Annotated in this window: 22 protein-coding genes; 12 read left to right on the forward strand and 10 right to left on the reverse strand. The window is 32.4% G+C overall.

All coding sequences use genetic code 11. The features are described from left to right. Positions 1–46 precede the first annotated feature (46 nt). The 3 genes from fahA to FEF17_RS13020 all read left to right on the forward strand — a co-directional run bounded on the left by fahA (position 47) and on the right by FEF17_RS13020 (position 3,320). Positions 47–1,330, forward strand: a complete 1,284-nt coding sequence (gene fahA, locus FEF17_RS13010; RefSeq protein WP_139002848.1) for a fumarylacetoacetase — start codon at positions 47–49, stop codon at positions 1,328–1,330. Between the two features lie 123 nt (positions 1,331–1,453). Further along, positions 1,454–2,635 (forward strand): hypothetical protein, encoded by a 1,182-nt coding sequence (locus tag FEF17_RS13015; RefSeq protein WP_139002849.1) that lies wholly within the window; start codon positions 1,454–1,456, stop codon positions 2,633–2,635. 193 nt (positions 2,636–2,828) lie between these two features. Beyond that, positions 2,829–3,320: a hypothetical protein gene (locus FEF17_RS13020; protein ID WP_139002850.1), complete on the forward strand. Its 492-nt coding sequence runs from the start codon at positions 2,829–2,831 to the stop codon at positions 3,318–3,320. On the opposite strand, the gene FEF17_RS13025 is transcribed toward FEF17_RS13020, so the two are convergent. The 5 genes from FEF17_RS13025 to FEF17_RS13045 form a co-directional block, all read right to left on the reverse strand. Then, positions 3,317–4,546, reverse strand: a complete 1,230-nt coding sequence (locus tag FEF17_RS13025; RefSeq protein ID WP_170181010.1) for an ATP-binding cassette domain-containing protein — start codon at positions 4,544–4,546, stop codon at positions 3,317–3,319. The two genes, FEF17_RS13020 and FEF17_RS13025, sit on opposite strands and share 4 nt — an antisense overlap. A gap of 24 nt (positions 4,547–4,570) precedes the next feature. Continuing rightward, positions 4,571–5,431, reverse strand: a complete 861-nt coding sequence (locus tag FEF17_RS13030) for an N-acetylglucosamine kinase (RefSeq protein WP_139002852.1) — start codon at positions 5,429–5,431, stop codon at positions 4,571–4,573. An 83-nt stretch (positions 5,432–5,514) separates the two neighbouring features. After that, positions 5,515–6,519: a type I glyceraldehyde-3-phosphate dehydrogenase gene (gene gap / locus FEF17_RS13035; RefSeq protein ID WP_139002853.1), complete on the reverse strand. Its 1,005-nt coding sequence runs from the start codon at positions 6,517–6,519 to the stop codon at positions 5,515–5,517. A gap of 17 nt (positions 6,520–6,536) precedes the next feature. After that, on the reverse strand, positions 6,537–7,523 hold the full coding sequence (gene pfkA / locus FEF17_RS13040; RefSeq protein WP_139002854.1) for a 6-phosphofructokinase: 987 nt from the start codon (positions 7,521–7,523) through the stop codon (positions 6,537–6,539). 159 nt (positions 7,524–7,682) lie between these two features. Then, positions 7,683–12,080 (reverse strand): translocation/assembly module TamB domain-containing protein, encoded by a 4,398-nt coding sequence (locus tag FEF17_RS13045; RefSeq protein WP_139002855.1) that lies wholly within the window; start codon positions 12,078–12,080, stop codon positions 7,683–7,685. A gap of 161 nt (positions 12,081–12,241) precedes the next feature. Between FEF17_RS13045 and tsaD the strand changes: the two genes are divergently transcribed. The 5 genes from tsaD (at position 12,242) to FEF17_RS13070 (ending at position 15,920) form a co-directional block, all read left to right on the forward strand. Further along, on the forward strand, positions 12,242–13,264 hold the full coding sequence (gene tsaD / locus FEF17_RS13050; protein WP_139002856.1) for a tRNA (adenosine(37)-N6)-threonylcarbamoyltransferase complex transferase subunit TsaD: 1,023 nt from the start codon (positions 12,242–12,244) through the stop codon (positions 13,262–13,264). A 106-nt stretch (positions 13,265–13,370) separates the two neighbouring features. Further along, the gene (locus FEF17_RS13055) at positions 13,371–14,012 is read left to right on the forward strand and encodes a peptidylprolyl isomerase (RefSeq protein ID WP_170181011.1); all 642 of its coding nucleotides are present in this window, start codon (positions 13,371–13,373) and stop codon (positions 14,010–14,012) included. Continuing rightward, entirely contained in the window at positions 14,012–14,719 is a 708-nt protein-coding gene (locus tag FEF17_RS13060) for a 16S rRNA (uracil(1498)-N(3))-methyltransferase (protein ID WP_139002858.1), read from the forward strand. The genes FEF17_RS13055 and FEF17_RS13060 overlap by 1 nt, the downstream gene beginning before the upstream one ends. Before the next feature lie 13 nt (positions 14,720–14,732). Continuing rightward, the gene (locus FEF17_RS13065) at positions 14,733–15,374 is read left to right on the forward strand and encodes a DUF4159 domain-containing protein (protein WP_139002859.1); all 642 of its coding nucleotides are present in this window, start codon (positions 14,733–14,735) and stop codon (positions 15,372–15,374) included. 33 nt (positions 15,375–15,407) lie between these two features. Beyond that, the gene (locus FEF17_RS13070) at positions 15,408–15,920 is read left to right on the forward strand and encodes a TrmH family RNA methyltransferase (protein WP_139002860.1); all 513 of its coding nucleotides are present in this window, start codon (positions 15,408–15,410) and stop codon (positions 15,918–15,920) included. Here FEF17_RS13070 and FEF17_RS13075 read toward each other — a convergent pair. The 4 genes from FEF17_RS13075 to FEF17_RS13090 all read right to left on the reverse strand — a co-directional run bounded on the left by FEF17_RS13075 (position 15,901) and on the right by FEF17_RS13090 (position 21,308). After that, a complete protein-coding gene (locus tag FEF17_RS13075; protein WP_139002861.1) occupies positions 15,901–16,398 on the reverse strand; it encodes a GNAT family N-acetyltransferase in 498 nt (165 codons plus the stop codon). The genes FEF17_RS13070 and FEF17_RS13075 overlap by 20 nt on opposite strands. A 4-nt stretch (positions 16,399–16,402) precedes the next feature. Beyond that, on the reverse strand, positions 16,403–17,029 hold the full coding sequence (gene trhA / locus FEF17_RS13080) for a PAQR family membrane homeostasis protein TrhA (protein WP_139002862.1): 627 nt from the start codon (positions 17,027–17,029) through the stop codon (positions 16,403–16,405). Next, entirely contained in the window at positions 17,030–17,707 is a 678-nt protein-coding gene (locus tag FEF17_RS13085; RefSeq protein WP_139002863.1) for a DUF4294 domain-containing protein, read from the reverse strand. A gap of 217 nt (positions 17,708–17,924) precedes the next feature. Then, on the reverse strand, positions 17,925–21,308 hold the full coding sequence (locus FEF17_RS13090) for a M1 family aminopeptidase (RefSeq protein ID WP_246046852.1): 3,384 nt from the start codon (positions 21,306–21,308) through the stop codon (positions 17,925–17,927). Positions 21,309–21,345: 37 nt separating this feature from the next. On the opposite strand from FEF17_RS13090, the gene FEF17_RS14450 reads away from it, so the two are divergent. Then, positions 21,346–21,516 carry a hypothetical protein gene (locus tag FEF17_RS14450; protein WP_246046853.1) on the forward strand — a complete coding sequence of 57 codons (171 nt, stop codon included), beginning with the start codon at positions 21,346–21,348 and terminating at the stop codon, positions 21,514–21,516. 95 nt (positions 21,517–21,611) lie between these two features. Here the strand turns inward: FEF17_RS14450 and FEF17_RS13095 are convergent, their stop codons facing one another. Continuing rightward, entirely contained in the window at positions 21,612–22,499 is an 888-nt protein-coding gene (locus FEF17_RS13095) for an ABC transporter ATP-binding protein (protein WP_139002865.1), read from the reverse strand. A 165-nt stretch (positions 22,500–22,664) separates the two neighbouring features. On the opposite strand from FEF17_RS13095, the gene FEF17_RS13100 reads away from it, so the two are divergent. From FEF17_RS13100 to FEF17_RS13110, 3 genes are all read left to right on the forward strand, one after another. Continuing rightward, entirely contained in the window at positions 22,665–23,753 is a 1,089-nt protein-coding gene (locus FEF17_RS13100) for a M42 family metallopeptidase (RefSeq protein WP_139002866.1), read from the forward strand. A 33-nt stretch (positions 23,754–23,786) separates the two neighbouring features. Continuing rightward, the gene (locus FEF17_RS13105; protein WP_139002867.1) at positions 23,787–24,344 is read left to right on the forward strand and encodes an NUDIX hydrolase; all 558 of its coding nucleotides are present in this window, start codon (positions 23,787–23,789) and stop codon (positions 24,342–24,344) included. A gap of 106 nt (positions 24,345–24,450) precedes the next feature. Next, complete coding sequence (locus FEF17_RS13110; RefSeq protein WP_139002868.1) at positions 24,451–24,936, forward strand: acyl-CoA carboxylase biotin carboxyl carrier protein subunit; 486 nt, start codon at positions 24,451–24,453, stop codon at positions 24,934–24,936.

Below are 24,936 nucleotides of genomic sequence, written 5' to 3' on the forward strand. Positions count from 1 at the left end.
GTGTAGGTTTGATAAGAATATAACAACCATTAACTCAGTTTAAGCTATGCCTTTATCAGCTAACAATCCAGATAGAACATCGTGGTTACACGTCAGTAAAAATTCAGATTTTCCTATTCAAAATATTCCTTTTGGCGTATTTCTTACTCGTGATGATATTATTACAATTGGAACGCGCATCGGAGATACTGCAATCGATTTGGGGGCACTGCATCAATTAGGATATTTTGATGGTATCCCGCTTACTGATGATATTTTCCTTCAAGATACGCTTAATGATTTCATCGCCGATGGTAGAAAAACTTGGCGATTAGTAAGGAATCGTATAGCTGAAATTTTTGATGCTGAAAACGACAATTTAAAGAACAACAAGCAGCATAAGGAAATTGTACTCTTTAGGTTGGACGAGATTGAAATGCAATTACCAGTTCAAATAGGTGATTACACTGACTTTTATTCAAGTATCGAACACGCTACAAATGTTGGCACGATGTTTAGAGATCCAGATAATGCACTGTTGCCAAATTGGTTGCATATTCCGGTTGGATACCATGGAAGAAGTTCTTCTATAATTCCATCTGGAATTCCTATACATAGACCGCAAGGACAAACGTTGCCTAACGGAGCTTCAGAACCTGTTTTTGGACCAAGTAGACTGGTTGATTTTGAATTAGAAATGGCCTTTATTACAACAGATGCTAACGATTTAGGAGAGCCTATTCCCATTGAAGAGGCTGAAGAATACATTTTTGGCTTGGTTGTTTTTAATGATTGGAGTGCCCGTGATATTCAAAAATGGGAATACGTACCTCTTGGACCGTTTTTAGCTAAGAACTTTGCTTCTAGTATCTCACCTTGGATTGTTACGCTAGATGCCCTTGAACCTTATCGCGTTGATGGACCAAAGCCTATAAAACCTCAATTGGACTACTTAAAGTATAAAGGTAAAAAGAGTTTTGATATTAATCTCGAGGTTGCGATACAGCCTAAAGGCGCAAAAGAAACAGTGGTTAGTAAGTCTAATTTTAAACATATGTATTGGAATATGGCACAGCAGCTAACCCACCATACGGTTAATGGCTGCCCAATTAACTCTGGAGATATGATGGGTAGCGGAACCATTTCTGGGCCTACTCCTGATTCTTATGGTTCCATGCTTGAACTTACTTGGCGTGGCGAAAAACCAATTAAAATGAAAGATGGTAGTGAACGTAAATTTATTAATGACCACGATACAGTAATCATGCGAGGTTATTGTGAAAAGGACGGCACGCGTATTGGGTTTGGAGAAGTTTCTACAAAACTACTCCCAATTTATACTAAAAAATAAGATTTAACATACGAAATTGTTAATTTATTGTATTTCATCGGGTTAATTAGCTTTTAATCTATTTATTGTTTATTTTGGCACCATGTTTGAAACCATGAGTGACATAACCCTAATTTACAACCGATGAAAAAATTTCTACTCTTATCATTTTTTGTTATCTCATTACTAGCTTGTAATACAAGAAAGCAAGTCGAGAAAGCTGTAAGCTATGGCAATTACGATCAAGCCATATCAACTGCTATTAAAAAACTTAGCACTAATAAAAATGCAAAACGTAAGCAGAACTATGTTCTTATGCTCAGAGATGCTTACATAAAGGCTACCCAGAGGGATTTGGAAACTATAGAGCATTTAAAAAAAGATAGTAATCCTGAAATGTTTCGAGACATATTTGAGCTTTATGTTAATTTAGATTCTAGACAAGAATCAATTAAACCACTCTTACCCCTAGCGGTTGCTGGTAAAGAAATTACTTTAAACTTTAATAATTACAGTAGTGAAATTGTTGTAGCTAGAGATAATGTATCTAATTATATATATGAAAAAAGCATTGATTTGCTAGAATCTGATAACAAATTAACTATAAGGGAAGCCTACAATGAATTGCGTTATTTAGATAACATCAACCCTAACTACGAAGATACTAGAGACTTATTAGAAGAAGCTCATCAACGCGGTATGGACTACGTCATTGTCTCAATAAATAATGATACACAACAAGTAATTCCTGCAAGATTGGAAGAAGAATTGCTGAATTTTGACACGTACGGTCTTAACAAATTCTGGAGTACTTATCATGCTAATAAAAACCCTAAATTGAAATATGACTTTGCCATGCAATTAAATTTGAGGGGAATCAATATTTCTCCAGAAAGAATTAAAGAAAGAGAGATTATTAGAGAACGTGAAATTGTGGATGGTTGGGAATATAAACTAGACAGAAATGGAAACGTTTTAAAAGATAGTCTTGGTAACGATATTAAACTAGATAAGATTATAAATGTACGATGTATAGTTAAAGAAGTTACCCAGTTTAAGACATCTCAAGTAGTTGGAAATGTTGTTTACTTAGACTTACAATCTAACCAAGTTCTTGATACCTTCCCAATTGATAGCAATTTTGTGTTTGAAAATATTTTTGTTAGAATTCGAGGAGACAAACGGGCCTTAATTAAAGAAGACAGATTACTATTAAATAATAGAAGAGTGCCTTTCCCTAGCAACGAACAAATGGTGTTTGATACCGGTGAAGATTTAAAACTCCGGCTGAAACAAATAATAAATTCCTACTCCATAACGAGATAAAACGAAAACTCCTAATAGTAATTATTAGGAGTTTTTTTTATAGACCATTCTAATAATTAACTTTATATAGTAATTAAAATAATACATTAGAACATTCTGTTAAAACACCTGACTCACAGTGATTTATAAATAGAAAAATTGAATTAATTATTTTTTACTATTTTCATTGTCCTTTAATTAATTCATAATCCCTATGAAATCACTATTAATAGCATTTATTAGTATAGGATTTTGCGCGCCTATGCTAAGTCAATCTTCGGACGAGCATCTAAGATTGCAAGTACTAAATTACAACATGAAGGAACAAAATTTTATCTTCGGTGAATGGAAGAAGGAAAACGGTTCTGAAACGCATTTAAACTACCTCGGTGAAATTGAAACCAGCAACAACGAAAGCTTCAAAATTATGACGTCTTGTTGGATTTGGGGTATTACCCGAAAAGTTACTAACCTTATTTTGGTATATGATAAAAACAACAATCTTTTAGGAAATTATTATCTAAACACTAAATGCCAACTACCAAATGAAATAGTAGATAATAAACTCATTTTTAAACCGTCAGAATGCACTGAATGTGATAATGCCATTACCAAGGTAGATTTTTATGAAGGTATACCAAAAAACTTCTATTTAGGTTGTAAACGCGGTCAAGGAAATATCTATTCATTCTATTTGAGTTATTAATGAACATTCAAAACTTTACCAATTGATCCATTTTGACCAGGAACTAACTCATAAACATAATCTGGCTTGATAAATTCTTCCTTTCTATGGGATACATAAATAATAGCGGTATCACTTTCTTTAGCTATTTTATTTATCAAGTTTGTGAATAATTTAAGATCAGAGTCATCTAAACCGTTAGTTGGTTCATCTAGTATAAGTAATGCTGGTTGTTTAACCATAGCTCTGGCAATTAACACCAAGCGTTTATGACCTTCAGATAAAAACCGGAAACTTTTATTTTTTACTTTATCCATATTTAAAAGAAGTAACCATTGATGTGCTAGTAATATCTGTCTATCTGAAGGCTTTTTATATAAGCCAACGGAATCTAAAAATCCTGAAATAATCATGTTTTCAACAGTATCAGAACGTTTGAAACTACGTGATAGTTCAGATGAAAAGTAACCAATATGTTCTTTAATATCCCATATACTTTCGCCACTTCCCTTTTTCATTCCAAAAATGGTGATGTCTTGCGAATATGCTTTGGGATTATCGCCAGAAATAAGTGTTAAAAGTGTGCTCTTTCCAGAACCATTGGGACCAATTAGTTGCCAGAATTCACCAGGTTTAATTTCCCAACTTATACTATTAACAATAGGCCTCTCAAGATAGCTTACAAAAACTTTATTGAATCGAACTAAAGATTTGAACTGGATTTTGTTTTTTTTATAAAATTGAGGTAGTGTTTTTATAAAATGGTGTGGAACGTCTTTATCAAATTCTAAAATTGATTGTACAGGGATAAGTTTGTTTTCAGGTAGTTTATAAACCGTTTCAATAAAAGGAAGAATATCTCTCCCTCTATTAACGATCTGAATAATCCGATGTTTAGAACTTAATTCACAAAATGTATTTAAAATCTCTTTTTGTGAATTAATGTCCAGACTATCTAAAACATTATCAGCAATAATATAATCTGGGTTTTGAGCAATAATATAATTTAAAAGCGCTTTTCTTCGTTCGCCCTGTGAAGAGTTTTTTAAACTATTTCTAGTTTCGGTAGAAATATAAAATTCACCATGACGAAGCTCTTCTTCAATAAACTTGCTTAAAGTTATTTCTGAAAATACTGCAGAAACTAAACCCTTAATTTCATTAATATAGTTACCTGAAATGATATCCTTAACAAGTTGCTTTTTATTTTCATCATTAGAAATATAAAACGCTACATGTTTAGACACAACTGAATAATGATATATTAATTCTTAGAGGTCTTGGGTATGAAAACCTACCAAACCATCAATTGGTCTTCGTTCAAAATTACCGACTGTAAAACCCATTTCTTCTGCAACAGCCTTTATTTCTTCTTGTGCAAAAAAGGCAATAGACCCAGCAAAGTGTACTGGAACTGTTTTTAATTCTTCTTTGTATTGCAAAATCATATTTCTGGCAAATACGCGAATACCTTCTTTAATAAGATTAACGGTGTACTCGGAATCTTTGTGTAAAAACATAAACTCTGCAAAATTAGCTAAATAAGCATTTGGACTTGGTTGTTTGTAAAGATTGTATTTAATGAAGTCCGAATCCATATTGTATTTAGCCCCAAAAGCAATTTTTACATTTTCAGGCATGTGGTTAAAATAATAGTCACGAATCAATTGTTTACCATAATAATTACCCGACGCATCGTCCATAAGAATATAGCCTAATGAGTTCACTCGCTGATGTAAGGTTTTGCCATCGTAATAACTACAATTTGACCCCGTTCCCATAATGCAAACTACAGCAGCCTCTTCTGGATGATTAATAGTTGCATAAACAGCTGCAAGAGTATCTTCATTAACAGAGACTTCGGCATTTGGAAAAATTTCTTCCAGAACTTCCTTTAAAAGCATTCTAGGATTTTCTGTACCACAACCTGCTCCGTAAAAAAACACATGGGTAACTGCATTACTGTTCTCGCTTAACTCTTTACTTTTTTTAATAGTTTTAGATAGTTTTTTTTCACTAAGTATAGCTGGGTTAAGACCCTTAGTCCTAATCTTTTCCATTAATCTATTTCCGTTATTATCTACGGCCAACCAATCTGACTTTGTAGAACCACTATCAACAATTAAAATCATAAGTTTAAAGCTAAAAAAACTCCACAGATTACTGTGCTTATTACACAATAACTCTGCGGAGTTATTATTAATAAAATTTAATATTATTTTACTGAAGCAATGTGTTGCGCTAAATCAACTAATTTAGTTGAGTAACCAAACTCATTGTCATACCAAGATACTAATTTAAAGAAATTATCATTTAAAGCGATACTTGCTCCTGCATCAAAAACGCTAGTTTGTGTTTCTGAAACAAAATCTTGAGAAACAACACCTTCTTCCGTGTATCCTAATACACCTGCCATTGGCCCTTCAGAAGCTGATTTTAAAGCTGCTTTAACTTCATCCCATGATGCTGCTTTTTCAGTTCTAACTGTTAAATCAACAACAGATACATCTGGAGTTGGAACTCTAAAAGCCATACCTGTAAGCTTTCCATTTAATTCAGGAATTACTTTACCTACTGCTTTTGCAGCACCAGTTGAAGAAGGTATAATATTTGCTATAGCACTTCTACCACCTCTCCAGTCTTTTCTTGAAGGACCATCAACTGTCATTTGAGTTGCTGTTGTAGCGTGAACTGTTGTCATTAAACCTTCAACAATTCCGAAATTATCATCAATAACTTTTGCTAATGGCGCTAAACAGTTAGTTGTACAAGATGCATTCGATACAATGGTATCGCTAGCTGTAATTTTATCATGGTTTACACCCATTACAAACATTGGAGCATCTGCAGATGGAGCAGAAATAGCTACCTTCTTAGCACCAGCCTTAATGTGCGCTTGTGCTTTATCTAAAGTTGTAAATATACCTGTACAGTCTAATACAACCTCTGCACCAACGGCATCCCATTTTAACTCTTCTGGGTTACGTTCTGCTGTAATTCTAATTTCATTTCCGTTAACTACTAGGTTACCATCAGCAATTTCAACCGTACCATTAAATCTACCATGTACAGAATCATATTTCAATAAATAAGCTAAGTGATCAACATCTAATAAATCGTTGATTCCTACTATTTCGATATCAGGTCGAGAAGCTGCTACTCTAAAAGCAATTCTACCTATTCTACCAAATCCGTTAATTCCAATTTTTAATTTTGACATAATCGTGTTTATAAATGTTAAGTGCTCATGATATCTGAGACACGCAATAATTCTAAATTTATTTTTGATTTACCCTTAATAGCATTATCTAAAGGTGTTAACTCCATCTTATTATTTAATAACCCAACCATAAAGTTAGATTTTCCTTCTAATAAAGACTCGACTGCTTTAACTCCCATTCTGCTAGCTAGAACTCTATCGAAACAAGAGGGCGCACCCCCACGCTGCATATGACCTAAAACAGACACACGAACATCATAGCCTTCCATGTTCTCATCTACATATTCTTTTAATTCGAAAATGTTTTTGCCTATTTTATCACCTTCGGCAACAACGACAATACTTGAAGATTTTCCAGATTTCCGAGACCTTTTTAATGATTCAACAAGTCGATCTAAACCTAAATCTTCCTCAGGTATTAAAATCTCTTCAGCTCCGCCTGCAATACCTACGTTTAAGGCAATGTGTCCAACATCGCGGCCCATAACTTCAATAAAAAATAATCTGTTATGCGAACTCGCCGTATCTCGTATTTTATCGATAGCTTCGACAACTGTGTTCTGCGCAGTATCAAACCCTAAAGTGTGAGAAGTACCAAAAATATCATTATCAATAGTTCCAGGAATTCCCATTACGGGAAAACCGAATTCTTGATTAAATATCATAGCACCTGTAAAAGTACCATCACCCCCTATAGCAACTAAACCTCCTACTCCTGCAGCAACTAATTGATCGTAAGCTTTTTTTCTTCCTTCTTTTGTTCTAAACTCTTTTGAACGTGCAGATTTTAATATAGTTCCCCCTTTGTTTATTATTCCTCTTACGCTACGCGCATCCATTTTTACAAAGTCTCCTTCCATTAAACCTTCATAGCCTCTATAAATACCAACACACTCAATATTATGATATGCACAAGTTCTAACAACCGAACGAACCGCAGCATTCATACCTGGAGAATCCCCTCCTGATGTAAATACTCCTATTTTTTTTATCGCTTTTGGCATAAATTTTTATAATTTGGAACGTAAAATTACTAAACAAAACGCACATATCTATAGCATTTATAGTAATTTAATGCTTATGTTGACACTATAACGTTTTAGTTAATAAAAAAAGTGATTGCTCTCAATTTGAATTCAAAATTGTTATAAGAGAAGCAATTTTTAGTTATTAGAAGATGGTTTTATACTTATGAAATCAGGCAGAGGTTCTTCCTTTTTTACTTGTGTTTCTGTTTCTACAAGATCTTCGCTTTCCTTTGACTTTTTAAAGAGCCCTTGAATTAACTCTTTAAAAGTATCAAAATCAATATTATAAGCAATACCTACACCTTGGGTATAACCTATTTCTTCACCAAAATTACGTATGCTATTTTCTCGATTAAAAACCTTCGCGGTTAATGTTCCTTCATCATTAAGGAGGAAGTCTATTTCAACATCTCCAGCAATAACAGTTTCGGTTGCTCCTGCCCCTCCAACTGGTACTCCTACTTTTCCATTAATAAGTACACGGTCGCTAATTTGGGTTCTCAAGGTTACTCCAAAACGATCATTTGTTTGATAATCTGGACGATTTTGTCCCGCTTCATAATTCAAGCCTAAACTAAATTTACTATCTCCACTTGAAAAAATACCATTAATAATACCGTTCAATCTTTCTGCTATCGTCCCAGAAAAATTTAATTCATTTAGTCCTCTAGAAAAGGATCCCGTGGATAGTAAATATAATGCCTGATTCTGTCTATCGTCTTGAGATTCTAGTCTATACTGAAGCTCGGATTTTATTGTGGAATTTACGTTTGGAAACACAAATGTAAAGTCTGGATCTGGCTGTTCTAAATCACCAATAATACTAATATTAAGTTCAACTGGAATACTTCTATTTATGGGATTATCCAGTAATGGCGATGGATTAGCTTGGGTTTTATATATAGCCAACATATTTAATTGTGCTTTTAACGGATCTCCCTCCCAAGATATAGTTCCTCCTGGCTGCACCACAAACTCCTTTTGTATTAGACCTCCATATGCGAAATTATAAACACCCTCAAAAACAGAAAAGTCACCCCACATATTAAATTTCCCATTAGTATTTATTTCTACTAAAAGTCCTCCTCGACCATTACCCTTTAATGCATGACCTGTATTTTTGTCTATAATAATTTCTAAATCGGCATCTTCAGTTACATCCAAATCAAAATCTAACTCTAATCCCTTTATTTCATTAAAGATAACCTCTTCTCCAGCTCTACGTGCTTGTTTTTCTTTTTTTGTGACAAAGTGAATAAAAGAATTATCTCCAAAAGACTCCGTATCGTTTAATGGAATTTTAAAAACGGTTCCTTCCTTAGTTTCTCCAACAACACTAATTGTTAATTGTTCTGTTGGCCCCTTGATTGATGCTTTACCACCAATAAAACCAGTACCAAAATAAAGAGACTCTTCCTGTTCTTCGGTGTCCAATACTAGTAACCTTGGGGTATCAATATTTAGGTCTAAACGCCATTTAGATAAATTTACATGACTGAGTAATCCATTTAGTTCTCCCTGAGAATTATGACGTGTGTCGGTCAGTTTTAAATCTTTAAAGACGAAACTTTGATCTCTTAAATCTACAAGGGCATTATCATTAAACTGATAGTCGACATTTAAATATGGAATTCTAAAACCAGATTCGTTTAATTTCAACTCGCCATCTATATCTGGTTTCTTTAAATTACCATGGACTCTAGCGGTACCAGATACTTTTCCTCGAATATCTGATAGTACATCTTCAAGAAGTGGGTTTAATGGCACTAAATTAAACCTATCGAAACCAAGGTCTACATCAATATTCGATAGTCTACCAACCACACTAATATCTCCCTTTGCACTAAACGATTTAGATATATCATCTTTTATAAATACATCTACATTGTAATTAGTTAAATCTTCATTACCTGTAATAGTAGCATCGAAGGAACCAAGAGGAAAATCATTGATTTCAAAATCATCTATAACTACTGTAGAATTTGGTAAATAGCTACCATTTTTTTGAAGAATATCAAGTTTTCCATTTACATTTCCTCCTAATGACAAGCTATCAATATCTGGTGTGATTTTTGATAAATCTATATTGGTGAAATTGAGTTTTAAATCCTTTTGAGTTTTACCGTTAATAAACCCAGATAATTTTATTTCTTCATTATTATGGTTAATTCGAAGTTTATCAATATTAAATTTAGACAAGTCTTTGTTAAAAGCAATCTTATTAAACTTATCATCAACCTCATTTATAGCCCAATTATAGTCTTTTATGACAACATCAGATTTTTTAAAGCCTATTACAGATTCATTATCTTCATTAATTGTATGGTAAAAACTTAAATTATAATTATCCTTATTTCGTTTGCCTCCTTTAAACTCTGAACGCATAAACAGCGTGTCATTAATGGTTGCATTAATTAGGCTAAATCTGGACACATCATAGTAATCTGTCTTTATACTATCAACCTCAACATAGGTGTTAAACAATGGGTTACTATTATCTACCTGAAGTTCAATATTCTGAATAAAATTATTATTAAGTTTAATTTTAGGGGATTTAAACGTAAGTCTAAACTCTTTCTCATCACTTTCTACACTTCCTCTAACAAAGGTGTTTGCACCTAGCTCGATATCTGGCATAAAAACTTCTAGTATTTTGTTATAAATTCTGAAATTGAAATCAATCTTCTGATTTTCTTTTACTTTATGGGGAATATAATTAGCGTAAATATTGCCTAGAGAGTTTTCAAATAACTTTTTCAAATCGTTAAAAGAGAAACGCCCACTCATAGAACCTTGAATAATATCTGGAGAGCTTATATCGATATATCTAATATCCCTATTGAAACGGGATTCAATATTGAATTCTTTAAAGAAATAAGTATTGTGTTCATTCTTATATGTCGTGTTAGTTAAGGCTATTTTACCAACAGCATCATCAAAACTACTACCATCGACATTCATTTTTAACGAGCTATCAAAAAGTGAAATACTGTCGTTTAATATAAAATTAAGAGCTCTTAAATTTGCATAATCAATTTTAGACTGGAAATCGTATTTCTTTATATTTTCAGAAAAGTCTACCAACCCGTTAAAATTCATTACTAAATTCTTATCATTAGCAATGAAGTTTCCATCAAAAATTCGGTTTTTAACCGTGCCTCCTACTTTTATATTATGATAATCATAATTGTTATAATTTATTGAGAAAACATCACCATTAACTGCAGTATTTATAGTTTCGGCCACAAAACCGTTTCCGTCAACATTTATATCGATTGATGCCAAACCAAAATTTGGGTCTTCTATAAACGTCCCAAAATCGAAGTCTTCAAACATCAATTTACCCTTATAGCTGGCATTATCTATATTATTTATTTTAGTAATTTCGAGATTTGATTTTACAAACCCTAAATCTGTATCTATCTCAATATCTGCGTTAACTGTAGATGCCGTAACATAGGAGGTTCCAATAATTTTGAACTCTCCTAGTCTATCAAAAGAAGACGGAATAGCAGAACCCAAAACATTTGGCAATAAGGACTTTAAATCGTTGTATGTAGATGACAGATTGCGAAACCTGCCATCCATAACAAAATTATTTGGTTCTTTATTGAAAAGGTTCTTAAAGTTGATATCTCCATAAATCTTTGTATTTCTGCTAGTATTCAACCTCAAATTAGACGTTTTAAGATCATTTAAAGTACCGCTTAAATCAACATCAAACCTTGCTTTTTGCCCTACTCCAAATTCGTTATATATAGTATTTAGCTCATCTAATAGTACATTGGAATCTCTAAAACTAGCAGAGACCATAACTTTATCTGTAAAGAACTGTAGATCTTCGCGCTTGTATGAGAATTTTAAATCACCTTTTAAAACAGAATTTGGTGTGTTAATTTGAAGATTTTCAAATGTCATGTCTTTTAAAGTATACTTAAAATCAGTCATCATATTCTTCAATTCTATACCTCTTGCAGCTCTTAACCCTAAAGTATTAATTCGCGTGCTTACATCACTTCCCTTAATTAAAAAATTAGTAGCATTAATATTTAGATCTTCAAAATCCAATACTGTAACTTTTTCTCTATTTTCATCAAGCAATCTAAAATGTCCATCATAAATGGATACGTCACTTGAAGACAGTAAGAAAGACCCATCACCCTTGCTAGGGTTATCGCCTTCCAATTTAGCCACGAATATATCTAGGTTGGTGTCCTTCTCGCCTTGGTAGGTTTTAATATTAAAAACCAAATTCATGATATCAATATCACCAAAGATCAATTTACCTTGATAAAGATTCCTAAAACTTAATATTGATGTATTAAATTCTGCTATATTAATTAGTGTATCTTTTTTATAATCTTCAACATAAATATTTTTAAGCTCGATATCTCCATTAAACTGCAAGCCAACCTTATCAATATTAATGTTGGTTCCAAAATCTTCGTTCAAGCGTTTGGTAGCATAATTACCTAAACTTGTTTGAACAGCAGGAATTGAGAAGATAAGCACCAAAATGATGAATAAAAGCAACAGGATAGCTGCAATTTTGTATGCTATTTTTAGAACTCTTTTGATGGTGCTAAAGTTATAATTTTATTAAGAATAAACTACATTTGCATATACGGAATATTGAATAAAGCAGACGTTTTCTCATATTCAAAATTAACAATTATTGTGCCTAATATTTATTAATGTCTTCACAAAATATTTATATTCTTGGAATCGAGTCATCATGCGATGATACAGCCGCTTCTGTAATACACAACGGTAAAATTTTGAGCAATGTTGTTGCTAGCCAAAAAATTCACGAAGACTATGGTGGTATAGTGCCCGAATTAGCATCTCGCGCGCACCAGCAAAACATTGTTCCTGTAGTTCATGAAGCTCTTAAAGTTGCCAATATATCCAAAGATCAACTTCATGCCATAGCTTTTACTAGTGGTCCTGGTTTAATGGGCTCTCTACTAGTAGGCACCTCTTTTGCAAAGTCCCTAGCTTTTGGACTTAATATTCCTTTGATAAATGTAAATCACATGAAAGCTCACATTCTTGCTCATTTTATTGAGGAAGATGGTTTTATAAAACCCCCATTTCCATTTTTGGCACTGACCATTTCTGGTGGACATACACAGATAGTGACAGTAAAAAACCATTTTGATATGACTGTTATTGGAGAAACTATAGATGATGCTGTCGGTGAGGCCTTTGATAAAAGCGGTAAAATATTGGGGTTAGGGTATCCTGCGGGTCCAGAGATAGACAAGCGTGCGAAATTAGGAAATCCCAAAGCTTTTAAATTTACAAAACCAAAAGTAGATGGATTAAACTTTAGCTTTTCAGGATTAAAAACGGCTATTCTTTATTTTGTGCAACGCGAAACTAAAGCTAACCCTAAGTTTGTTGAAGAAAATATTAATGATATCTGCGCTTCAATTCAGTATACTATAAAGGGTATTTTAATTGATAAGTTAAAATTAGCCTCAAAAGAAACAGGTATAAATCATATTGCTATTGGTGGCGGCGTATCGGCTAATTCTGGAATAAGACAAGCACTGAAAGATGGTGAGAGAAAATTTGGATGGAAAACATACATTCCAAAATTTGAGTTCACTACTGATAATGCTGCTATGATTGCTATAGTTGGTTATTTAAAATACCTTGAAGGATATTTTGCTGAGCAGAATATTACAGCCTCTGCTAGATTAAAAATCTAGCTTCAATTTAAGTTATGAACAACCATATCTTAAAAACTTAGTTTGAAATCATTTTAGGGTTACATTATTAAATATAAATTTGGGTTTGAATTATAAACCCATGATAATGCTTAAAAACACCCTACTCTACTTATTTATTTTTATTACGCCTTTGGTTGTTGCCCAAAATTCTATCGAAAAAGATTTAGATAGTGTTAACTCTTTTGAAAAGGCTAAAGCCTATTTAAAAACCAAGACGTTTAAAAAGCATAAATTCATTGTATTTAATGAAGAAAAACATAAAACCACATTAGCTAAAGATCTTTTAAAACTAGGTTTAGGAGCAACCAAAACTTATGAAAACGACTATGAAAAAACAGTCTATAAAGTAGTTGACAAAGTTACGATTCCATCATACAGAGCTTCTTATATTTATTTAGATGGCTCGAAATACACGATTGATGAAATTAAAATTATGCAACAAAATATCATAAGAAAATATAAAGATGGTGCAAGTTTCGATTTTCTTGCTAAGCAATATTCAATGGATGCCAATGCGCGTCGAGGTGGTGATACCGGTTGGTTTTCAAAAGGGAAAATGCATCCGGAATTTGAAAGAAACATTACAACTATAAATGAGAATTCCTTAGACGATATTTATGCGGTTGACATACCATCTAAAAATTGGCATTATGTTGTATTAAATACTTATAAGCCTAAAGAAATTTCAGAAATTAGAGTTCTTAAAATAGTTGACGATATTGAATAATGCAATTATTCTATAACCCTGAAATAAATGAAGACGTCAATCAATTCTCTTTTAATAGAGAAGAGAGCAAACATATAATTAAGGTACTTCGTAAGACTAAGGGTGATTACTTGCATATTACTAATGGAAAGGGTTGGTTGTTTCAGGCAGAAATTGAATTAAATGATATTAAAAAATGCTTAGTTAACATCATCTCTAAATCTAAACAATCTAAGCGTGATTACAGTTTACACCTTGCAGTTGCACCTACAAAAATGAACGACCGCTACGAGTGGTTTCTAGAAAAAGCTACCGAAATTGGTATTGATAGTATCACACCTATTATTTGCGAGCATAGTGAACGAAAGGTTATAAAACCAGAACGTTTTGAAAGAATTCTTCAATCGGCTATGAAACAATCTTTGAACTGTTATTTGCCTGAACTTAAGGCAACCGTTCCTTTTAAAGCGTATATAGAACAACAATTTAAAGGCGATTTATTTATTGCTCATTGTGAGGAAACCCAAAGAAAATCTCTGAAAAACGAATTGAAACCAAAAAATGATGTAACCATATTAATTGGTCCTGAAGGTGACTTTAGTGTTAAAGAAATTGAAATGGCTTTAGATAATAAGTTTATTCCTGTAACTTTGGGTGAAACGAGATTACGAACTGAAACTGCTGCTATAGTGGCTTGTCACTCGGTGGCTTTTGTAAATGAAATTTAATTGATATTGTTGGATGAAACTAATTTGCTGTATTTTTTTCATAGGTTTTATGATGATGTCTTTTGCGCAGGATGTGGCGGTTTTAAAATACAGCGGTGGTGGCGATTGGTACAGTAATCCAACCGCATTACCTAACCTTGTTAAATATTGCAACAATAATATTAATACACGAATTAATACCTCAGTACAAACTGTAGAGGTTGGTAGTTCCGATATTTTTGAATTTCCATTTATACACATGACGGGTCACGGTAATGTTTTTTTTAATGAAGATGACGCCGAAAACCTAAGAAACTACCTTATCTCAGGTGGATTTTTACACATAGACGATAACTATGGTATGGAACCGTTTATTACAAAAGAATTAAAAAAGGTGTTTCCAAATAAAGAACTCATTGAACTACCAAATAACCACCCCATTTTTAGCAGTGTTTATCCTTTTAATGCAGGTCTTCCCAAAATACATGAACACGACGGTAAGGCTCCGAAAGCATTTGGTATCTTTAATGAAGATAGACTCATTCTTTTATTTACATTCGAAAGTGATCTTGGTGATGGTTGGGAGGATGAAGCCGTTCACAACGATCCTTCAGAAGCAAGAGAAAAAGCTTTAAAAATGGGTGCTAATATTATTAAGTATGCCTTTGAAAATTAATATTTCAATCAATTAAACCATAGGATATAGCCTATGCAACTCACACATTACACTACCAATTTCAAAAAACAAAAGTTTCCCATTATTCTGGTTTGCGATAATGTTTCTAATGCACCAAATATTGGAAGCTTATTTCGAACTGCTGATACTTTTGGAATTGAAAGATTAATTCTTTGTGGTGAGAATATCGCATTAGGTCGAAAAATGACCAAGACATCTAGAAATACTGAGAAGGTTGTTACATACGAAATTTATAAATCTGCTGGAAAGGTTATTAATGACTTCAAACAAAAAGGGTATCAAATTTTTTCTTTAGAAATTACAGATTCTAGTATACCAATTGATGAGTTTAAATTTTCTTCTGAAAAACCTCTATGTCTAGTTCTTGGTGATGAGAATTTCGGAGTGTCAGAGCACATCTTGGAAGTTTCAGATGCTACTATTCATATTAACATGTTTGGACAAAACTCCAGCATGAATGTGGTACAAGCCGCAACAATTGCACTTTATGAGATTACTAAACAGTTTAGGCCTTTATTTTTTTAATCATTTGATAATCGTCCATAATAAAACCATTACCAATATCGGTTACTAACGGACCTTCATTTACAAAACCCATTTTTTCGTAGGCCTTTATAGAATTTATGTTATTAATGTTTACTGTTAACCTAATGTTTTCTAAATTATAATAGCTAGCCTTTTCTTCAACAAACATCATAGAAGACTTACCTATTTTTTTTCTTCGATATGAGCTTAAAACATAAATTTTGCTTAAAAAAAGAGCTTTTTCTTCCTTTTTAATGGAAATATAGCCAACAGGCGTTTCATTATAATAGATTAGAAAATATTCGAAACCTGACGCTACCTGTTCTTTAATAGCCTCTGCCGACTGAAATTTATCAAGCATATAATCTATTTGAGGTTTTCCAACAATAGGAATATAATGTTCTCTCCAAATACTGTCTGCTAATTGAGAAATGATTTCAAAATGAATAGATGAGTGTGCTTTTTTAAATTCGGTCATCACACTAAATTACATAATCAAAAATCATAAAAAAATGGAATATAGCTCCAGCCAAAACAAATATATGCCAAATTACATGGTTAAATGGAATCCGCTCAAAAATGTAAAAAACAATTCCTAAAGTATATGCTAACCCTCCTGCAAATAGAAACAAAATTCCATTTGGATGCATGGTTTCAGAAAGATTAGAGAAATCGAAAACAATAAGCCATCCCATAACTAGATAAAGTAAGGTTGAAAAAACTTCAAACCTTCCAGTAAAAAATAATTTTAAAATTACTCCAAAAACTGCAATACCCCAAACAACATAAAATAAAGACCAACCTAAACTTTGTTCTAAAGAAATTAACAAGACAGGGGTATAAGTCCCTGCAATAAGCAAATAAATACTGATGTGGTCAATTATTCTAAAATAATGCTTGCGTCTCTCCCTTTTAACACAATGATAAAACGTAGAAGCACTAAAAAGAATAATTATTGAGAGGCCATAAACAATAATACTAAACTCGCTCCAATCAGTTTTGTTTGCATTATTAGTTATCAGCAGTATTAGACCAACAAAACCAAATATAGCACCTACTCCATGCGTTAGAGCATTGAGCTTTTCTTCAAATGGTGTTTGTACCCGCATCTAATTTTCTGTTTTAGAATAAAGCCATTTATCGGTTAAATCGTAAAAATCAAAATCAAGAGCTGATTTTTGTCGTTCTAACCGTCCACTTTGGAAATTACGCTGAAGTATGTCTTCAATTAAATAATCTTCCTTGTCATTAATGGGGTCGAATTCGCGCTTCAAAGAAATATCAAACATGCTTGCTGTAGTATTATACCAAAACGCACGCCAACCACTGCGCAATTCTTTAACTAATTCGAAGGTTGTACGACCTGTTTGTCTATGAATTAGCTTAACTAGTATTTGACCCTCTGTTCTAGTTAGCTTCTTTAATTCATCTGAAAACTCACCTTCAATATACTTTTGAATCATTTTAGTATATCGCTTTTTATCACGTCTTCTCGTCATAGATTCCAGTCTTGTATTTAAAGAGTCTAACCTATCAGCCGCCATTTTTGCATAAGGATATACTTTTACGGTTTTCCTTCTTAGAATTAAATAACGAATTCTATCTTTTTTACTATTAAACTTAAGCTTATGTAACAGCTTCACTTCATCCAAATCGATTACAACTCTTGGCACAGAGTCGCCTTCAATAATTAAATACTCTGCAGCGGTTGAGTCCTGCTCGACGTCATTAATTTGAGCAAGCATGATGGCAGGAATAAAAAGTAATATATATTTAAGAAAATTCATTTAAAATTTACTGGAAGATTTAGGATGATAAAATTACTAATTTACTAAATGATAACTCTTAATTTTAGTTGAATATTATTTGAATTCCCGTTTTAAGGTTAATGACATTTTCAAACAAAGTCCCGACGCAAGCATGCGTGAATTCTGTCTTGCAAAAAATAAAACTCACCAATAAAATTTTATTAATGAGCTCAAAATTTAATAAAGACTAACTGTGTTAAAACCGCCTTCTATTATCATCCGATTTGGTATCAATAAGTTTATTATAAGGATCAATACCTACCTCAACTGGTTCTTTATCAACTATTATACTTAGTTTATTATTTATAGAAGTTATTTTATGTTTCTTCAAATATAATTCTATTTCCTTTGTTTCTTCATCAACTTTTTCTTCAGCAAAAACACCAATATCAACATAATCGGCAAGAGGCACAGATAATAGAGGCTTTCTCATAGATTCTGTTTGGTAAGATAAGGTGTCTCCTTCTTTTTCACCATAATATTTTTTCCCTTTATCATCATTTCTATATTTACCAACTTCAAATTCTATATCCACCTGATATTTACCGCTATCAAGTTTTTTAGAGTCAACCTTAACTATCCTGTTATTGTATAATGTAATGGTCTCGAACATATCCTTTATAGTATATTTTAATGAATCTGGAGTTACTTTCCTTATAAAATCAATCATTTCTATTGACGTTGTATAAGGCGGCTCTTGAAACTTAACTTTTTCGACATATTTTTTTAGCGCATTATTTAAAACATCTTCTCCTATGTAATCGCTCAGAGCGTAAAAAACTAAGGATCCTTTTTGATATCTAATGTATGGTTGACCATCGTTATACATTAACGATTTTTCACGTTTTCTTTCAAAGGTTCTTCGCGTTAAATAATCGTCTAAAGCCTTTTTTAGAAACTTTCTCATCTTGCTTTTACCATGCTCATGTTCAAGAACTTTAAGTGATACGTATTCTGATAAACTTTCAGACATCATTGTAGCTCCCAAAACATCGGCACCTATTACTTGATGTGCCCACCATTGGTGCGCAACTTCATGGACTGTTATTGCAAATGGATAATCGACACCACCATCTTCACTCTCATCAACATCCGCAATAAATCCAACTCCTTCAGAAAATGGAATCGTATTAGGAAATGACTGTGCAAAACTACCTGAAGTTCTAGGGAATTCAATAATTCTAGCTTGTCTATGTTGGTAAGGGCTAAAATTTTTAGAATTATATTCTAACGACGCTTTCATTCCTTCCATCATACGCTCCAAATTATAATCATGAGGTTCATGATAATAAATTTCCAAATTAACATCGTTCCATTTATCCTTTTTAACTTTATAACTAGCAGAATTAAAAGCATAAAAATTTAAAATTTTACTGTCCATTTTATAGTGAAAATATCGTCTGCCACTATCGATCCATTCTTTCTGCAAATAACCTGGTGCGATTGCAATCTGATCATCTGATGTACTAACCGTAGCCTCAAAATCTATCCAATCTGAATCTTTTGATATATAAGTATTACCTAGTGCTGTTGAATCTGAAGGATGTGGTTTTAACTTATTTTCAGGTAATCCGTATTTTTTCCTAGTTTCATCATCAGATAGCTCTCCTGCTGTGCTATAGCCAAGAGAAGGAAACACTTGAAAATTATTAATGAATGTTCCGTTTTCTATTACTGGTGAATTTTTACGGAGAAGTGTATTCGGCTTATTCCAAACTTCGAAATCTAATTTTAAAGTATCCCCAGGTTGCAATCCTTTTCGAAGTTTATAAATATCGAAATTATATAGGGTATCTTCAGAAACAAGGGAGTTAGCTTCATTAAATTCAAACGTACTTGGGTAATCATTATGATTTAAAAAAATACTATCAATAACCTTATTCGTTTTATTCACCATTACATAGGTTCCGCTTCCCTTAAAGTTTAATTCTTTAGGAAAAATATTCATTTCAGCTTTGACCGAAACAACCCTTGGTTGTACAGCATTTTCATACTTTTTGTATTTCTTTTCATATTCCACACGTTGCTTCTCTCTATCCTTATTTGTAGTATATACATTTTTAATATTGTTAGTGTAATATATGCCATAACCTATAGTTAAAAACGTAATTAAAACTGCTGCAAAAGCTAATCTCGTACCTCCAGTAAAGCGTGATTTAAAAATTGAAAGGCGCTCTTTAAATGAATGCGGTAATCCACGAACCCAAAACAGTCCAGACAATATTAATAACCCAACACCCGCTATAAACCAATACAGTTTGTAAATAAAATACTTTGGTAACGTATTACCATAACCGTTCATATCTGAATAGCTAAAAGACGCTCCACGATTATATTTAAAAACACTTTGCTCTATTAGTGATGAAAATATTAGTGGAAACCCAATTAAAATAACTATTAGTATAAAAAGACCTAAATAAGGATTTTTTACCAAAGTTTGAATAAACAAAGCCAACATAGCCCAAATAGCAAACTGAATGAAACGCAGTATATACAATTCTTTAATATAATGCCCAAGTTCAAAATCGAAAAAGCCTTTATAAATTTGAAATATTAAACCAGAAACTAATATTACTGTTAAAAGCAATATTATCATTTTTAAAAGCGCTATATATTTAGATAATAATAGGCTCCAATTAGGAATAGGTGTTGTATCTACCAATTGGTTTACGTTCGCTATTTTACCACGATGAACCAACATGCCTGCATATAAGAAAATTGAAATTATTATTGATATACTAAAAGCAGATCCTTTGGAAAGCATTTTCCAAGTCATTGGTAATGTTTCAGTACCAAATAGATTACCAACTTCTGATATCGAAATTATCATGATTATAAGACCAACAATCACAATACTGATAAATGGCCAACTTTTAATGATATATTTAAAATCGACTATAGACAGTCGCCAAGTAGCTTTTAGGTTTTGAACAAATGAATAATTAAAAGAAACTTTTGGTAAATTAATTTTTGTAATGCCACCAAAGTTCGATTTTATAGCTCTAACACCTTTATTCTTTTTAAAATTAAGCGTTACAGCATTCTGACTAAACGTAAAGAATTTAAATACTAAACCAAAAATTAAAGCCGCTATAGTAAACCATAGAAGTCTATTATAAATAACAACTCCTTTTATGGGTAAGGGTAATTCATTTTGCTCTGCAACCGTCCAATAACGCGTGTAGTAATTTGAAGCACCAGCGCCAAAAGGATCTAAAATAGCTGCTAAGAATCGTGTATCTGGATCGGATAATAAATTTTCTAAAAGACCCTGACCAAAAATGAGTAATACAACAACAATAAAACCTGCAGCAATGTTTCTAGTAAAAGTTACAGTTGCGAAAACAATTGCTCCAAATAAAATAACGTTGGGAAGTATATATACAAAATATGGGATGATATAAGAACTTATATCCAAAGCTCCTACCAAATCACTATTTGTTCCGGGTAATCTAAACCCTATTATCATACCAATAGCAATAAGCATTACGATAAAAGTAACTACAGTTATTGCACTTAGAAATTTAGCAAATAAATAATTTGCTTTTGTAAAAGGATAGGAATATAAGATAGTGTGCATCTCGCTTTTAAAATCCCTATAAATTGAAACACCTACTATGGAAGGAAATAAAAAGAATATAAATATTGTTAAAGCATTAAATAGGCCTGAAATTCCTATAGGAGAATTTACAATTAAAGATGACCCCGTGGTTACAGTTAAAAAATCAAAAATCCCTGCTGAAGATGCCGATAAAAATAAAGACAAAAGGAAAAAGATAGCTGCATAAATATAAAATGCAGGTTTTTTGAGCCAATAATTTAATTCGTATTTGTATATATTTATGAACATGATAGTCTGTTTAATTAGATGATTAAATAAAAATTAAATGCTTATCAATTCTTCTTGTCTTAAAGCCATAAAATAAACATCATCCAATTGGGGTTTTGCTTTAATAAAATCCTCTGCTGGTATTTCTAACCCATGTACACGAATATTTAAAGTATTATCCTGGTTGTAATTCGAGGAAAGCACATTATATGTTGCTTCCACATCTTCTAATTCGTCTCTTTGAATCACCTTTGTCCAGATTTGATTTTCAATTTCGGCAGTAGCTTCAATAGGTGTTGTGTGCTTCAAAATACGTCCACCATTTAATATTGCCATTTCATTACACAACTCCTTAACATCTTCAACAATATGTGTAGAAAAAATGACGGTACAGTTTGTGCCTACCTCACGAAGTACATTTAAAAATCGATTACGCTCTGCTGGGTCTAAACCTGCTGTAGGTTCATCAACTATAATCAGTTTTGGATTATTTAATAATAATTGGGCAATACCAAAACGTTGCTTCATACCACCAGAATAACCAGAAACATTTTTATTTTTAACATCATATAAATTGGTAATTTCTAGAACCTCATTAACTATTTTATCCCTATCATTTCTAGAAGCAATCCCTTTAAGGGTTGCAAAATAATGCAGTAGTGCTTCCGCTGACATTTTGGGATAAACACCAAAAGATTGAGGTAAATAACCTAGTACCTTTCGTAAGGACATCTTATCTTCTAAAACATTAATATCGCCAAAAGTAATGGTTCCTTTGTCTGCACTTTGCAATGTAGCAATGGTTCTCATTAAGGATGACTTCCCTGCTCCATTCGGTCCAAGTAACCCAAACATTCCTGTTCCAATTTCTAGACTCAGATTATCTATTGCCTTAACTCCGTTTTTATACGTTTTTGTTAAATCTTTAATGACTAACTTCATAGTTGAATGGTTTATCTTATTGAATTATTCAATTAGTATTGCAAAAGCCGTTTTTGTTACAAAATATTATTTGTAATATGATATAAAAATCATGAAATCTCTTATTTTTACAAAAACACGAAATTCAAAAACTTTCTTTTAAATTAATTAATCATTTTCATTGCAATGGCAAACAAAAGCATACTGAATAAAAAATCATTAGATTTTCTTGAAAAATACCTTAACAATGCCGCACCTACAGGTTATGAATGGGATGGCCAAAAATTGTGGATGGATTATTTACGCCCTTACGTAGATGAATTTATTACAGACACCTATGGAACTGCTGTGGGCGTTATAAATCCAACTGCAAAATATAAAGTTGTTATTGAGGGGCATGCAGATGAAATATCGTGGTATGTAAATTACATTTCAGATAATGGTCTTATTTATGTGATTAGAAATGGAGGTAGCGATCATCAAATTGCACCAAGTAAAATAGTCGATATTCACACAAAGAATGGAATTGTAAAGGGAGTTTTTGGATGGCCAGCTATCCATACTCGAAACAGGGCTAAAGAAGAGCCTCCAAAACCAGATAACATATTTATAGATTGTGGATGTTCTAACAAAGAAGAAGTTGAAAAAAAAGGTATCCATGTTGGTTGTGTTATTACATATCCAGATGAATTTCATATCCTAAACAATGATAAACTTGTATGTCGTGCATTAGATAATCGTATGGGAGGATTTATGATTGCTGAAGTCGCAAGATTGCTTAAAGAAAACAATAATGAGTTACCTTTTGGACTATATATTACCAACGCTGTTCAGGAAGAAATTGGACTGCGCGGAGCACAAATGATAACAGAAACTATAAAACCTAATGTTGCGATAGTTACAGATGTTACTCACGATACCACAACTCCAATGATTGAAAAGAAAAAAGAAGGTCATATAGAAATTGGTAAAGGACCAGTTGTAGCTTATGCTCCAGCGGTACAACAAAAATTAAGAGATTTGATTACTGAAACTGCTGAAGCCAAGGAGATTCCTTTTCAACGTTCCGCATTATCGAGAGCAACTGGAACAGACACGGATGCTTTTGCATACAGCAATGGAGGAGTTGCCTCTGCGTTAATATCTTTACCACTGAGATACATGCATACAACTGTTGAAATGGTTCATAAAGATGATGTAGAGAATGTAATTAAATTAATTTATGAGTCCTTGCTTAACATAAAAGACGGAGAAACATTTAGTTATTTCAAATAAATATTAAGCCTCTGCAATGAGGCTTTTTTTATTATGGATGAATTTCTAGACATTGTCGATAAAAATGGTATTCCTACGGGTAAATCAGAATTAAAAACTGTAATCCATCAAAAAGGTTATTATCACAATACCGCTCATATTTGGTTTTACACAACAGACGGTAAAATACTTCTGTCTCAGCGATCTGTTAAAAAAACCATTTGTCCCTTAATGTGGGATGTTTCGGTTGCTGGCCATATAGATACTGGAGAAAGTATTATAGAAGGAGCAATTAGAGAAACTCAGGAAGAAATAGGTTTGAGTATTGTAAAGTCCGATTTACTCAAAATTGGTGTTTTCAAATGCTTTCAATCTTACGATAACGGGATCAAAGACAACGAATTTCATAACACATACATCTCAAAATTAAATACCACACTCGATCAATTAAATCCTCAAGAGGAAGAAGTGCAAGCTCTAAAACTGGTTTCTTTTAAAGAGTTTGAAACATTAATTAAGAGATTAGGTGCTAACGACAATCATTTCGTTCCTTCAAATAAATCGTATTACGAATTTATTCTTAAAGAAATCAGACATAATCTGGGATATTAATTTTTGTTAATTAAGGGATAAACTTTTCTGATAAGTTTGATTCTATTTACCTGTCAATTCCAACTGATAAAAATCCTTATATTTACTAATAACAATCAAGTTAATTATGGGCAAACCTTTTAAAGTACGTGTTAACAATAACATCGAATTAGATATTAACGCTCATGAATTCTCCGAGCTAGACACCATAAAAATTACAAACTCACAATATCATATTCTAAAGAACAATAAACCATACAAAGTAGAAATTATAAATGCCAATTTGAACAATAAAGAATATGAAGTAAAGATAAACAATAGGACACACAAGATAAAGATTTACAGTGAGTTAGAATTACTTATAAAAGCAATGGGGTTTTCAGCTGGAGCTTCAAAGAAAATTGATTCTATTAAGGCTCCTATGCCTGGATTAATTCTAGAGATAAACGTTAATGTTGGGCAAGAAGTCAAAGAAAATGACGCACTTTTAATTCTTGAAGCCATGAAAATGGAGAACATTATTACATCGCCAAGGGATGGTATAATAAAATCTATAACAGCTAAAAAAGGAGATGCCGTTGAAAAAAATCAACTTCTAATTGAGTTTAACTAA

The sequence above is a fragment of the Hyunsoonleella aestuarii genome (assembly GCF_006148925.1).
Taxonomy (GTDB): Bacteria; Bacteroidota; Bacteroidia; order Flavobacteriales; family Flavobacteriaceae; genus Algibacter_D; species Algibacter_D aestuarii.